The following is a 12,913-nucleotide window of genomic DNA, read 5'->3' as shown; positions in this document are numbered from 1 at the left end:
GTCGTCCTTATCGAAGGCCAAGGCCGCGGGCAATGATGCCGCGCAGAATTTCACGGGTCCCCCCGCGCAGCGAAAACGTCGGCGCGACCTGTTCCAGATAGGCCAGGGTGCGCAGCAGCGGCAAGGGCACGGGACGCTCCGGCCGCCGGCCCAGCGAATCGCCGATCAGTCGCGGAATCGCCTGTTCAAGCTCGGTGCCCAGATCCTTGACCAGCGACGCTTCCGTGGCCGGGCTCAGGCCGGCGGCAAGTTTGCCGGCCACGGCCAGCGACATCGCGCGCAACACCGCCATCTGCGACAGGATGCTGCCCAGCGCTGTCCGGCTGGCGGCATCGGCATCGCTATCGTCATCGCGGCAATGCGCCAGCCAGCACTCCAACAGCGCGACGCTGGAATACAGTCGCTCGGGGCCGCTGCGCTCGAAAGCCAGTTCCGCATTCACTTGCGCCCAGCCGCCGCCTTCCTCGCCGATCAGCGCCTCGGCGGGCAATTCGACGTTGTCGAAGAAGACTTCGGAAAAGTGCGCGTCGCCCGCCAGGTCTTCGATCGGGCGCACCGTCACGCCGGGCAGCGACAGATCCACGATGACCTGCGACAACCCCTGATGCCGGTCCTGGGCCGTGCCCGACGTGCGGACCAGCGCGATCATGTAGTGCGAACGGTGCGCGTTCGTCGTCCAGATCTTGCTGCCGTTCAAGCGCCAGCCGCCCGCCCCGGGTTCAGCCCGGGTGCGGATGCTGGCCAGGTCCGAGCCAGAGCCCGGCTCGCTCATGCCGATGCAAAAGAATGCCTGCGCGGCGCAGATGCGCGGCAGATAAAAATCCTTTTGCGCAGGCGTGCCGTACTTCAGGATGAGCGGCGCGCTTTGGCGGTCGGCAATCCAGTGGGCCGACACCGGCGCGCCCGCGCCCAGCAATTCCTCGGACAACACAAACCGCGCAAAATGGCCGCGCGCCGCGCCGCCGTATTCGCGCGGCAGCGTTAGGCCCAGCCAGCCACGTTCGGCAAGCTGCCGGCTGAAGCCCGCGTCGAAACCCATCCACGAACGGGCGCGTTCGTCGGGCTCCAGGCCGTCCAGCGCATCGGCCAGAAAGGCGCGCACCTCGGTGCGCAAGGCTTCATCCTCGGGAGGAATGGCGGTGAGTTCCAGCGTGTCGATCATCAGTCGCTCCGGGTCGGGCTAGGGCGCCGCGACAGGCGCCGACGGCCACTATCCGGGAACGCGCCGATAGCTGTCCAATATTATTTTGTGGCTTTGCGATATGGGTTTTGTATCGAGTCGCGGGCAGTATGATGGAACGCACTTCATGGACCGCATCGCGCGACCCACAACGCACCACAAGGAGGAAACACCATGAATGAAGTCATCGTCGCTTCGGCCGTCCGCACCGCCATCGGGGATTTCGGCGGCGCGCTCAAGGATGTGCCCCCCTGCGATCTGGGCGCCACCGTCATCCGCGCCGCGCTGGAACGCGCGGGCGTTTCTGGCGACGAAGTGGGCCACGTTGCGGTCGGCCACGTCATCAATACCGAGCCGCGCGACATGTACCTGTCGCGCGTGGCCGCGATGAATGCCGGCATTTCCAAGGAAACGCCCGCGTTCAACGTCAACCGTCTGTGCGGATCCGGCCTGCAAGCCATCGTGTCCGCCGCCCAGACGATCATGCTGGGCGACGCCGACATCGCCGTGGGCGCCGGCGCCGAGAGCATGAGCCGCGCGCCGTACATCGCGCCAGCCCAGCGCTGGGGCGCGCGCATGGGCGACAGCGTCATGCTGGACATGATGACCGGCGCGCTGTCCGACCCGTTCGGCAAGATGCACATGGGCGTCACGGCGGAAAACGTGGCCGCCAAGTTCGGCATCAACCGTCAGGATCAGGACGCCATGGCTGCGGAGTCGCACCGCCGCGCCGCTGCCGCGATCGACGCGGGCTACTTCCGCGACCAGATCGTGCCTGTGAAGATCAAGTCGCGCAAAGGCGAGATCGTGTTCGACACCGATGAGCACGTGCGCCGCGACGTCACGGCCGACAGCCTGGCGACGCTCAGGCCCGTGTTCCAGAAGGAAAACGGCACGGTCACGGCGGGCAATGCGTCGGGGCTGAACGACGGGGCGGGCGCGCTGGTGCTGATGAACGCTTCCGTTGCCGCCAAGCGCGGGATCAAACCGCTGGCGCGGCTGGTGGCGTATGCGCATGCGGGCGTGGACCCGGACATCATGGGCATTGGTCCGGTGCCGGCCACGCAGGCGGCGCTTAAGCGCGCGGGTCTGACGGTGGACCAGCTGGACGTCATCGAGGCCAACGAGGCGTTCGCCGCGCAGGCATGCGCGGTGTCGCGGGAACTGAAGCTGGACGCCGCCAAAGTGAACCCGAACGGCAGCGGCATCGGCCTGGGCCACCCGATTGGTGCAACGGGCGCCATCATCGCCACCAAGGCCCTGCATGAATTGCAGCGCGTGGGCGGACGCTATGCGCTCGTGACCATGTGCATCGGCGGCGGCCAGGGCATCGCCGCGATCTTCGAACGGATCTGATCCGTCCGGAAGCACCGGCCCGCGAAGACCTGGCATCGCCCGTGTCTTCGCGGGCTTTTCATTGGGCCTCCTGGCCCAGATAGTCCTGGGCCCACGTCTGGCATTCCGCGTGCAGCAATGCGCCCATCTGCGCCCGCCGCCGCGCGTCGAGCCGGCTGCTGATCGCGCCGAAGCTGAACGCCACCCAGGTCAGCTCGGACACCGGAAACGCCACGCCCACACCCGACACGCCGGGCGTGATGGTGTCCACGATTTCGGAATATCCCGCATTGCGCGTCTGCCTGACCGCCTTCATCAGCGCGGTGCTGGAGACGCGGATCTGCGCGTAGCTGGCCGCATGCCGTGCGTACAGCGCGGCGATCTCGTCGTCGGGCAGAGCCGCCATCAGCGCCAGGCCGCCCGCGCCCACGCCCAAGAGGCGGCGTTCGCCCTGGTCGATGGTGAACACCTTGACGGGAAACGAGCCGGCCTCCCGCAGCAGGCATAGCGCGTAGTCGCCCTGGCGGATCACCAGGAACACGGTGTCGCCCGACAGGCGTGCCAGCTTTTGCGCGAACGGACGCAAGGCGTCCAGCAAGGGCGTGCGCCGCAAGGCGGCAAACCCCAGTTGCATCGAATCCACGCCCAGCCGATAACGGCGGGTGGCGCGGTCGCGTTCCGCGAACTGCTCTTCGAGCAGGCAGCTGAGCAGGCGATGCGCCGTGGAGCGTTCCAGGCCGGTGGCGGCCATGACGCCCTGCAGGTCGATGCCATCCTCCTGGTGCTGCGCCAGCACGCGCAGCAGGCCGAGCGCGCGGCGCATGCTCTGCGTGCCGCCGGTGGAACCTGGGTTGTTCATATTGTGGGAAAAGTGATGCGAATATTTTGTATTTTAGGATTTGCGGTGCGTTAATTCAATGCATCGAGATCGCGCCGCATTCGACGGCGCGGCATGACAAGGACGAGGAGACCATGGAATACGCCACCCTGGCCGTCGAACGGCACGATTCGGTATGCCGCATCAGTCTGGCCCGCGAATCCGCGCGCAATGCCCAGAGCCAGCAGATGCTGGACGAACTGGATGACGCCCTCTCGCGCGCCGAGCAGGACGACACCGTGCGGGTGGTGGTCCTGGCCGGCCGCGGCGCGCATTTCTCGGCCGGGCACGACCTGAAGGAAGCCCAGGCAAAGCGCGCCGATTTCACGGTCGAGGAACGCTGGGACTACGAGTCCCGCCGCTACTACGGGTACTGCCTGCGCATCTGGGACTTTCCCAAGCCCACCGTGGCGCAGGTGCAGGGGGCGTGCGTGGCCGGCGGATTCATGATCGCCAACATGTGCGACCTGGTGGTGTGTTCGGACACGGCGTACTTCTCGGACCCGGTCGGGCACACCCTGGCGGCGGCCGCCACAGAGGTCCTGATCCATCCCTGGGTCATGGGGCTGCGCAAGGCCAAGGAAATGCTCTACACCGGCGAGAAGGTCGATGCGCAGGAGGCACTGCGCATCGGCATGGTGAACCGGGTCGTGCCCGAAGCGGAACTGGACGCCGCCACGCTGGCGCTGGCGCAGCGCATCGCGCAGGCGCCGCCGTTCGGGCTGCGCCTGATCAAGCGGTCGCTGAACCGCACGGCGGACGCGCAGGGCTTTCGCACCGCGCTGTCGGCGCACTTCGACACGCATCAGTTGTCGCACCTGAGCGAGGAATTCCAGGCAGTGCGCGAGCGCGGCCTCGCGCAGGCCATCCAGCGCAACAAGAAAGGCGAAGCCGCATGACCTCCCGCCTTGAACCGCTGCTGAACCCGCGCTCGATCGCCATGATCGGCGCCAGCGCCAACCCGGGCCGCATTGGCGGCATGCCGCTGGAGCTGCTGACACGCTTTGGCTTCCAGGGCGGCATTTACCCGGTCAACCCGAAGTACCAGGAAGTCTTCGGCCTGCGGTGCTGGCCCGACATCGAAGCCGTGCCCGAGCCGGTGGACCTGGCAGTGCTGGCCATCGCCGCAGCCGACGTCACGCCCATGTTGCGGCGCTGCCATGCCAGGGGCATCCCCGCGGCCATCGTGTACGCCGCGGGCTTTGCCGAGGCAGGCGGCGAGGGCGCGCGTTTGCAGGACGAACTTGTGGCCTTCGTGTCGGAAAGCGGCATGGCGGTCGCGGGTCCGAATTGCATGGGATTCGCAAACCTGAACACGCAGGCGCATACCGCCTTCGCGTCGGTCTTCAAGACCGCGCCAGCGCAGGAGGGGCCGGGCTCGGTCAGCCTGCTGACGCAGAGCGGCAACGTGTGCGCGGCGGTGTACGCGATCGCGCGCCGGCTGGGTCTGCCGTTTTCGCACTTCATCAACACCGGCAATGAGGCCTGCCTGGACTTTTCGCAGTACCTGGAATACCTGGCGGCGGACCCGCAGACGGAAATCGTGCTCGGCTACATCGAACAGTTGCGCGATGGCGACCGTTTCGTGCGCGCGTGCCGCGAACTGGAACGCCAGGGCAAGCTGCTGATCGCCCTGAAGGCGGGCGCCACCGACAAGGGCGCGCAGGCTGTGCAGTCGCACACGTCGGCGCTGGCCGGCGATCGCCGCGTGTACGCGGCGGCCTTTCGCCAGTTGAATGTCATCGAGGCCACGGACTTCGCGCAGATGGCGCATCTGGCCAGCCTGGCGACGCTGCGCCACCGCACGGCCGGCAAGCGCGTGGCGGTGCTGACGATGTCGGGCGCGCTGGGCGCCATCCTGGCCGACAGGTTCATCGGCGCGGGGCTCGACCTGCCAGAGCTGCCGCCGGATCTGCAGGATGTGCTGCGCGGCGGCATTCCCGATTACGGCATGGTCGGCAATCCGGTGGACGTGACCGGCAACGTGGTCAACGATCCCGCCTTTGTGCGCACCGTGCTGCAGGCGCTGGGCACGTCGGACGCCATTGATGCCGTGGTCGTGTATGCGCCCGGCTACATGCTGGACCGAATGGCCGATGCCTTGGCCGAAGCGTCCCGGCAGCATTCGCGGCTGTTCGTTGCCATCGATACGGGTCTTGCGCAAAGCCGTGCGGCGCTGCGCGAGGCGGAAGTGGCGGTGTTCGAGGACCTGGGCCTGGCCGTCGCGGCGCTGGCGCCGTATCTGCTGTGGTGTGACGCGCGCACGGGCCGGCGGCAGGCGGCGGCGCCCGCATTGGATATGGCCCGCGCGCCGGCCTTGCCGTGCAACGAAGCGGACGCGCGCGCCTACGTGGCCGCGTTCGGTCTGCCTCAGGCCACCACCCCGGTGGCGCGCAGTGCGGAAGACGCCGTGCGCGATGCGCGCGTGGCGGGCTATCCCGTCGCCGTGAAGATCCTGAGCCCCGACATCGCGCACAAGACGGAAGCGGGCGGCGTCGCGCTGAATCTCGAGGACGACGAGGCGGTGCGTGTGGCCCATGCCAACGTGACGCGGGCGGTTGCGCGCGCACAGCCCGATGCGCGCATCGACGGCGTGGTGGTCCAGAAGATGGAGCGCGGCGTGGCGGAGATCATCATTGGCGCCACGCGCGATCCGGTCTTCGGCCCGGTGTTGACGGTGGGCCTGGGCGGGGTGCTGACCGAGATCTACCAGGACACCAGCCACCGGCTCTTGCCGGTGGACGAGGACATCGCCTTGCAGATGTTGCAGGAGCTCAAGGCGTTTGCGCTGCTGGATGGATTCCGGGGCAAGCCCCGGGGCGATCTGGCGGCGGCGTGCAGGAGCATCGTGGCCGTGGGCAACGCCTTGCTTGCGGCGCCCGCACAGGTGGCGCAAATAGAAGTGAATCCCTTGCTGATCAAAGAGGCGGGACAGGGCGTTGCCGTATTGGACGCGCTGATCCTGCCCGCAACCCCGTAGCGCGACCGCGCATCCCCCAGGAGGAGACAAGCATGATCAAAACCCTATTGGCCGGCATCGCACTGGCCTGCATCGGCGCCACGGGCGCCGCGCATGCTCAGGACAACTACCCCACCCGCCCCGTGCGTATCGTGGTGCCGTTCTCGCCCGGCGGCGCGACCGACATCATGAGCCGCCTGCTGGCCGAAAAGTTGAGCGGCAGACTGGGCCATCCGGTGATCGTGGAAAACAAGCCGGGCGGCGGCACCATGATCGCGTCCGATTACGTGTCCCGTGCCGAGCCCGACGGCTATACGCTGCTGATGGCCGCGTCCTCGCTGGGCATTGCGCCCAGCATTTACGCCAAGGTCAACTACGACCCCGTCAAGGACTTCGCGCCAATCACGCAGGTGGCGTCCGTGGTGCACGTGCTGGGTGTGCACCCGTCGGTGCCGGCCAAGAATGTCGGCGAGCTGATCGCCTACCTGAAGGCCAATCCGGGCAAGGTGAGCTACGGTTCCGTGGGCACGGGCAGTTCGACCCACCTGGAGGCCGAACTCTTCAACAGCATGGCCGGCGTGCAGATGGCGCACATCCCGTACAAGGGCAGCGCGCCCGCGCTCAACGACCTGGTCGCAGGGCGTCTGCAAGTGATGTTCGATGCCTGGGCCTCGTCGGGCCCCTTCGTCAAGGACGGCAAGCTGCGCGCGCTGGCGGTCACGACTGCCAAGCCCTCGGCGTCATTGCCCGAGCTGCCCACGGTGGATGCGTCCGGCTTGCCGGGCTATTCGGCCATGCCGTGGCTGGGCCTGGTGGCGCCCGCGCGTACGCCGCAACCGGTGATCGACAAGCTCTACCAGAACCTTGCGCAGATCCTGCAGCAGCCCGACGTGAAGAAGCAGTTCGAGGGGCTGGGGCTGGACATCATCGGCAGTGATCCCAAGGCCTTCGGCGCGTTCATCCAGAAAGACGTGGCCACGTGGGCCAAGGTGGCGCGCGACTCGAACATCCGGCTGGAGTGAGGCATGACGATGCAGGAAACCGCCGTGCCGGACAGCACGGCGCAGGATGACGAGGCGTTTCGGCAGAAGCTTCGGGGCTGGCTCGACACGGCCTACGCGGAATTTGCACGGTCCTGGCCCGGCGGGGCCGCCCCGCGCAATCTGGACTACCGGCGCGCGTGGGAAGACACGCTGTGTGCGCACGGCTGGTCCGGACTGGGCTGGCCGGCAGCCTACGGGGGCAAGGCGCTGCCGCTGTCGCGCCAGGCGGTCTTCCATGAAGAGCACGCGCGTTGCGGCGCGCCGCTGGGCGTGAACCTGATCGGCCACGGCATTCTGGCGCCCACCCTGCTGCATTTCGGGTCCGAGGCGCAGAAGCAGCGTTTTCTGCCCGGCATCCTGTCGAACCGCGAGGTGTGGTGCCAGGGGTATTCCGAACCGGGCGCCGGTTCCGACCTGGCTGCGGTGCGTACGCGAGCGGAACCGGCGCCCGGTGGCTTCCGTCTGAACGGTCACAAGATCTGGACGTCGTTTGCGGACCGGGCGCAATGGTGCTTCGTGCTGGCGCGCACCGATCCGGACGCGCCCCGGCATAAGGGCCTGAGCTTTCTGCTCGTAGACATGCGCAGTCCCGGCGTGCGGGTCGAACCCATCCGGCAGATCACGGGCGAAGCCGAATTCTGCGAGGTCTTCTTCGAGGACGTGTTCGTGCCGCAGGAGGCGCTGCTGGGCGGATTGAACCAGGGCTGGCGCATCGCGATGGCGGCCGCAAGCTTCGAGCGCGGGACGTATTTCATCCCGCGTCTCGTGCGTTTTTCGCAGGAGCTGCGTCAGGTGCGCGCGCTGGCGCTGCAGGCAGATAGGCACGGCCGTGTGCCCGCGTCGTCGGCATCGGTGCGCCACCGCTGGGCGCGGCTGGCCGCCGACAGCCACGTGCTGGCGCTGAAATCCCAGCGCGCGCTCGCCGGCGCGATGCGAGGCGATCCCCCCGGACCGGAAGGATCGTCCACCAAGATCCATTGGAGCGAGGCGCACCAGCGCCTGCTCGAACTGTCCCTGCAATTGCTGGGCGAGGACGCCTGCCTGGGCGTGGACGCGGCCGACGCCCGCGCGGCGCCGCTGACGCACGCCTATCTATGGTCGCGGGCAGAAACCATCCTGGCCGGCACGTCCGAGATCCAGCGCAACATCATCGCCGAGCAGATGCTCGGCCTGCCCAGGGCCTGACCGCAAATGAATCTGCATCTGAGCGAAGACCAGCGCATGCTGCGCGACGCGGCGCAACGTTTCCTGTCGCAGCGCCATCCGGTGGCCGTGGCGCGCGCCGCCTTCCGGCAAGAGGCGCCGGCCCGCCAGGCGCTGTGGCGCGATCTGGCCGAACAGGGTTGGCCCGCCTTGCTGGCGCCCGAGACACAGGGCGGACTGGGCTTGGGCATGCGCGAAGCCTGGATCGTCGCCGAGGAGGCGGGGCGCCATCTGCTGAGCCTGCCGCTCGTATCCAACATGGCGCTGCTGCCGACGCTGTGCGAGGCGGGCGGTGGGATCGCGCAATGGACCGTCGACATGATGGCTGGTGACACCTGGTACGCCGACGCGGCCCTGCGCCCCGACGGATCGGTCTTCATCGAAGGCGCCGGCGAGGGCGTGCGGGCCCTTGCCGTGCGCGAGACCGGTCCGGCATCCCTGCGGCTGGATCTGCTGGCGGCCGTGGCGGGCGTGGCCGGACTGGATCCGACCATGCCGGTCGCGGTGTCGGCGCATCCCGCTGTCCTGGAAAGCGCCGATGTCCAGGTCAAGCCGGGCACCTGGAATCTGCTGCGCACGCGTCTGCGCCTGTTGCGGTCGGCGGAAATGCTGGGTGCGGCGTCGGCAGCGCTGGACATGGCCGCCTCGTACGCCCGCGAGCGCCGGCAGTTCGGCCGCGCCATCGGCGCCAATCAGGCGATCAAGCATCGGCTGGCCGAGGACTGGATGGCGCTGGACGACGCACGGCTTGCGGGCTGGGCCGCGGCAACCGCGCTGGATGACCGCGCGGCGCCGGCGGCGACCGATTGCCTGTTTGCGCCACTGCTGGCCGTCGAAGCCAGCCGCCGCGCCACGCAGAACGCGATCCAGGCGCACGGCGCGCTGGGGGTGACCTGGGAGTGCGATGCGCCTCTGTACTTGAAGCGCGTCCTGCGACTGTCGGCCAGCCTGGAAGCCGAAGTGTCCGGCCCGGACCTGCTCGAGCGCATCTGGGAAGCGGCGGCGTAGCTGGCGGCCCGGGGGAGGGGGCGGCCAGCCTACAATCGCGCCCATGCACAAATCCAACTTTCCCTCCGAACTCGACCAGCCGACGCTATCCGAAGTCGACGGCGTGCGTTATCTGCACTTCAACACCGAATGGGTGCAGGGCGCGATGAAAATCAAGAGCCCTTCCGACCTGGTGCTGGAATACACCGCGCAGATGATGGCCTGGCTACTGTTCCTGGAACCGCCAAAGGAAGATCCCATCGGCATGCTGGGCCTGGGCGCGGGGTCGCTTGCGCGGTTCTGCGCCAAGCACACGCGCGGTCCGCTGCTGGCCGTGGAATGGAATCCGCGCGTCACCGCCGCCTGCCATATGTTCTTCCGCCTGCCGGGCGCGAACCGGCTGCAGGTCGAACACACCGACGCCGGCGCCTGGGTGGCCGATCCGCTCAATGCAGGACGCTGCCCGGTGCTGATGGTGGACCTGTACGACGCGGCCGCCGAAGGGCCGGTGCGCGATAGCGTGAAGTTCTACCGCGACTGCCGCCGCGTGCTGGGCGAGGTCGGCATCCTGGCCGTGAACCTGTTCGGCCGGCACGAAAGCTTTGGCAAGAACATCGACAACCTGTCCAAGGCCTTCGACGACCGCATCGTGCTGCTGCCCGAAGTCGAGGCCGGCAATCAGATCGTTTTGGCGTTTTCCGGCCCCAGCCTGGCGATCACGCCGGCTGACTTGCTGGCCCGCGCCGAGGTGGTGGAAGGTAAGTACGGGCTACCCGCCCGCCGCTGGGCCCGCTCGCTGACGCGCCATGCGGTTGACGGCGTTCTGCATTTCTGAAGAGATTCAGAAGCGCAGCGTCCTGAGCGGCGGGCAGGCGAGTTTGATTTGCCGTGTGGGCGTATGCCCCCGGTTTGTAGGACCCAATGAGGTGTCTGACACCCTGGGTGGTATGTAGAACTGATGAGGTGTCTGACACCCTGGGTGGTATGTAGAACTGATGAGGTGTCTGACACCCTGGGTGGTATGTAGAACTGAATGAGGTGTCTGACACCCTGGGGAAGTGATCGGCGGTTTGCCGCTGCGTCTCAGAGGGTGTCAGACACCGGGAACAGAGGGTGTCAGACACCGGAACAGCGGCCCGGTCCATCGCTTCAATCTCAACAGGCGTCAGACCCCACAACCGAGGCCCTCGTCGCCCTTGTTAGGGAAGGTCCCAACCCGCCCGAGCTTTACCTTTCTCCCGCCCCAGGTCTATCATCGGCTTATTCATAATTATGAATTACGGCGTTTCCCCGCCGGCTGCCCATGACCCTACCCATCGTTCGGCAAGCCTTGTATCTGGAAGTCGCGGACCGCCTGCGCGGCATGATCCATGCGCGGTCGCTGCGCAACGGTGAATGGATCGATGAACTCCGCCTGGCTGGCGAAATGGGCATTTCGCGCACGCCGCTGCGCGAGGCGCTGAAGGTGTTGGCCACCGAAGGGCTGGTCCGGCTGGAACCCCGCCGCGGCTGCTTCGTCAACGAGCTGTCCGCGCAGGACCTGGAAGACATCTTTCCGCTGATGGCCATGCTGGAAGGGCGCTGCGCCTTCGAGGCGGCGCGCAAGGCCAGCGATGCCCAGCTCGCCGAGCTGGAACCGCTGCACGCCGCGCTCGCCGGTCACGCGAAGGCGGGCCGCATCGACGCCTACTACAAGACCAATTACCTCATTCACGAAGCCGTCCAGGCGCTGGCCGGCAATCAATGGCTGTCCGACATGGTGGGCAACCTGCGCAAGGTGCTGAGCCTGTCGCGCCATCGCAGTCTGTCCCGGCCCGGCCGCATCGACCAGTCCTGCGCCGAACACCTGGCCATTTTCGAGGCCCTGAAGGCCCATGATTCCGACGCCGCGCAGGCGCTGGCGCACACCCATTTGATGCGCCAGCTTGAAGCGCTGCGCGTACTCAGCCACGAAGACGCCGCCGACGCGGCGCCGTCCGATCCCATCGTCATCGAGGAGCCTGCCCATGTCCGCACCCGCCAATCTCGCGCCCGCGCGCGGCGCACGCACGCCTGAGCCCGAGGCCGATCTGGTCGATGCCGCCGCCGCGGCCGAAAGCGCCAGTCTGATCACGCGGCTGGGCCGCCTGTGGGAGCGCGGTCGCCTGCCGAGCGAATCCGAAGTCCGCCGCCTGTTCGAGGCGCGCCTGACCGACGTAGCCGCCAACAAGCTGGCGCGCCGCTGGTGCGAGCAATACGCCGCGGCCGACGGCAAGGACCGCCGCCTGATGCTGGCCGCGCTGGCGCAGATCCGTGCCACCTATGCAGGCGATGGCGGCGAGGGCGTGCGCCTGTTCAAGCGATTCAACGCGCAGCCCCAAGGCTTGCGCTTTCTGGTCGAACTGCGCGCAGACATGCTGCGCTGGCGCAAGCAGGTGGCGGGCATCCAGTCGCTGGACAAGGAGCTGGAAGGTCTCTTGTCGGCCTGGTTCGACGTGGGCCTTCTGGAACTGCGTCCGCTGACCTGGGATTCGCCGGCGTCGCTGCTGGAAAAGCTGATCCTCTACGAGGCCGTCCACGAGATCAAATCCTGGGACGACCTGCGCCACCGCGTGGCGCCCGACCGCCGCTGCTATGCGTACTTTCACCCGCAGATGCCGGGTGTGCCGCTGATCTTCGTGGAAGTGGCCTTCGCCAGCCAGATGGCCGACAACGTGCAGGTGCTGCTGGACAGCACGCTGCCGCCGCAGGACCTGGACAAGGCGCGCTGGGCGATCTTCTATTCCATCTCGAACACGCAGCCGGGCCTGAAGGGCATCAGCTTCGGCAACTTCCTGCTCAAGCGCGTGGTCGAGCAACTGCTGGAAGAACTGCCCAAGCTGAAGGCCTTTGCCACCTTGTCGCCGATCCCGGGGTTCACGGACTGGCTGGGCAAGCAGGACGCGCAGGCCGTCGAGGCCATCGTGCGCGAGGACAAGACGCGCGCCAAGGATCGCAAGCGCGAAGGCGTGCCGGACGGGCAGCGCTGGGTCGCGCGTCTGGCCAAGGCCGCGCAGGGCAAGACGCCCGACGTGGTCAAGCGCGCCGGGTTCCGGCTGGCCGCCTGCTATTTGAAGTCGATGAAAAACGGGCTGCCGGTGGATCCGGTGGCGCGCTTTCACCTGGGCAACGGCGCGCGCATCGAGCGCCTGAACTGGGCGGCGGACACGTCGCCCAAGGGGCTCAAGCAGTCGTGCGCCATGATGGTCAATTACCTGTATGACCTGGACGAACTGGACACCAACCTTCAGCACCTGAACGACGGCAAGCCGCAGATCAGCCGCGGCGTGGGGCGCGTGGCCTGACTGCCG

Annotated in this window: 11 protein-coding genes; 9 read left to right on the top strand and 2 right to left on the bottom strand. The window is 67.5% G+C overall.

The window, feature by feature from the left end; all coding sequences use genetic code 11:
- Positions 1-7 precede the first annotated feature (7 nt).
- On the bottom strand, positions 8-1,162 hold the full coding sequence (locus ASD71_RS10785) for an acyl-CoA dehydrogenase family protein (RefSeq protein WP_056563164.1): 1,155 nt from the start codon (positions 1,160-1,162) through the stop codon (positions 8-10).
- 192 nt (positions 1,163-1,354) lie between these two features.
- Here ASD71_RS10785 and bktB point away from each other — a divergent pair, with 192 nt between their 5' ends.
- Positions 1,355-2,536 (top strand): beta-ketothiolase BktB, encoded by a 1,182-nt coding sequence (bktB, locus tag ASD71_RS10780; RefSeq protein ID WP_056563162.1) that lies wholly within the window; start codon positions 1,355-1,357, stop codon positions 2,534-2,536.
- A 58-nt stretch (positions 2,537-2,594) separates the two neighbouring features.
- On the opposite strand, the gene ASD71_RS10775 is transcribed toward bktB, so the two are convergent.
- Positions 2,595-3,374: an IclR family transcriptional regulator gene (locus ASD71_RS10775; protein WP_056563158.1), complete on the bottom strand. Its 780-nt coding sequence runs from the start codon at positions 3,372-3,374 to the stop codon at positions 2,595-2,597.
- Positions 3,375-3,487: 113 nt separating this feature from the next.
- Here ASD71_RS10775 and ASD71_RS10770 point away from each other — a divergent pair, with 113 nt between their 5' ends.
- From ASD71_RS10770 to ASD71_RS10735, 8 genes are all read left to right on the top strand, one after another.
- Complete coding sequence (locus ASD71_RS10770) at positions 3,488-4,291, top strand: enoyl-CoA hydratase (RefSeq protein ID WP_056563154.1); 804 nt, start codon at positions 3,488-3,490, stop codon at positions 4,289-4,291.
- Positions 4,288-6,372: an acetate--CoA ligase family protein gene (locus ASD71_RS10765; RefSeq protein WP_056563149.1), complete on the top strand. Its 2,085-nt coding sequence runs from the start codon at positions 4,288-4,290 to the stop codon at positions 6,370-6,372. Before ASD71_RS10770 ends, ASD71_RS10765 begins: the two co-directional genes overlap by 4 nt.
- A 32-nt stretch (positions 6,373-6,404) precedes the next feature.
- A complete protein-coding gene (locus ASD71_RS10760; protein WP_056563146.1) occupies positions 6,405-7,373 on the top strand; it encodes a tripartite tricarboxylate transporter substrate binding protein in 969 nt (322 codons plus the stop codon).
- A gap of 3 nt (positions 7,374-7,376) precedes the next feature.
- Complete coding sequence (locus tag ASD71_RS10755) at positions 7,377-8,579, top strand: acyl-CoA dehydrogenase family protein (protein WP_056563143.1); 1,203 nt, start codon at positions 7,377-7,379, stop codon at positions 8,577-8,579.
- Positions 8,580-8,585: 6 nt separating this feature from the next.
- Positions 8,586-9,605: an acyl-CoA dehydrogenase family protein gene (locus tag ASD71_RS10750; protein WP_056563140.1), complete on the top strand. Its 1,020-nt coding sequence runs from the start codon at positions 8,586-8,588 to the stop codon at positions 9,603-9,605.
- A 43-nt stretch (positions 9,606-9,648) separates the two neighbouring features.
- Entirely contained in the window at positions 9,649-10,419 is a 771-nt protein-coding gene (locus ASD71_RS10745) for a hypothetical protein (protein ID WP_056563137.1), read from the top strand.
- Positions 10,420-10,887: 468 nt separating this feature from the next.
- On the top strand, positions 10,888-11,640 hold the full coding sequence (locus ASD71_RS10740) for a GntR family transcriptional regulator (RefSeq protein ID WP_056563134.1): 753 nt from the start codon (positions 10,888-10,890) through the stop codon (positions 11,638-11,640).
- Entirely contained in the window at positions 11,591-12,907 is a 1,317-nt protein-coding gene (locus ASD71_RS10735; RefSeq protein ID WP_056563131.1) for a malonyl-CoA decarboxylase domain-containing protein, read from the top strand. The genes ASD71_RS10740 and ASD71_RS10735 overlap by 50 nt, the downstream gene beginning before the upstream one ends.
- The last annotated feature ends 6 nt before the right edge of the window (positions 12,908-12,913 follow it).

Origin of the sequence: Achromobacter sp. Root565 (assembly GCF_001427425.1) — a bacterium.
GTDB lineage: Bacteria > Pseudomonadota > Gammaproteobacteria > Burkholderiales > Burkholderiaceae_B > Achromobacter > Achromobacter spanius_D.
This window is presented reverse-complemented; position numbering and strand designations above follow the sequence as displayed.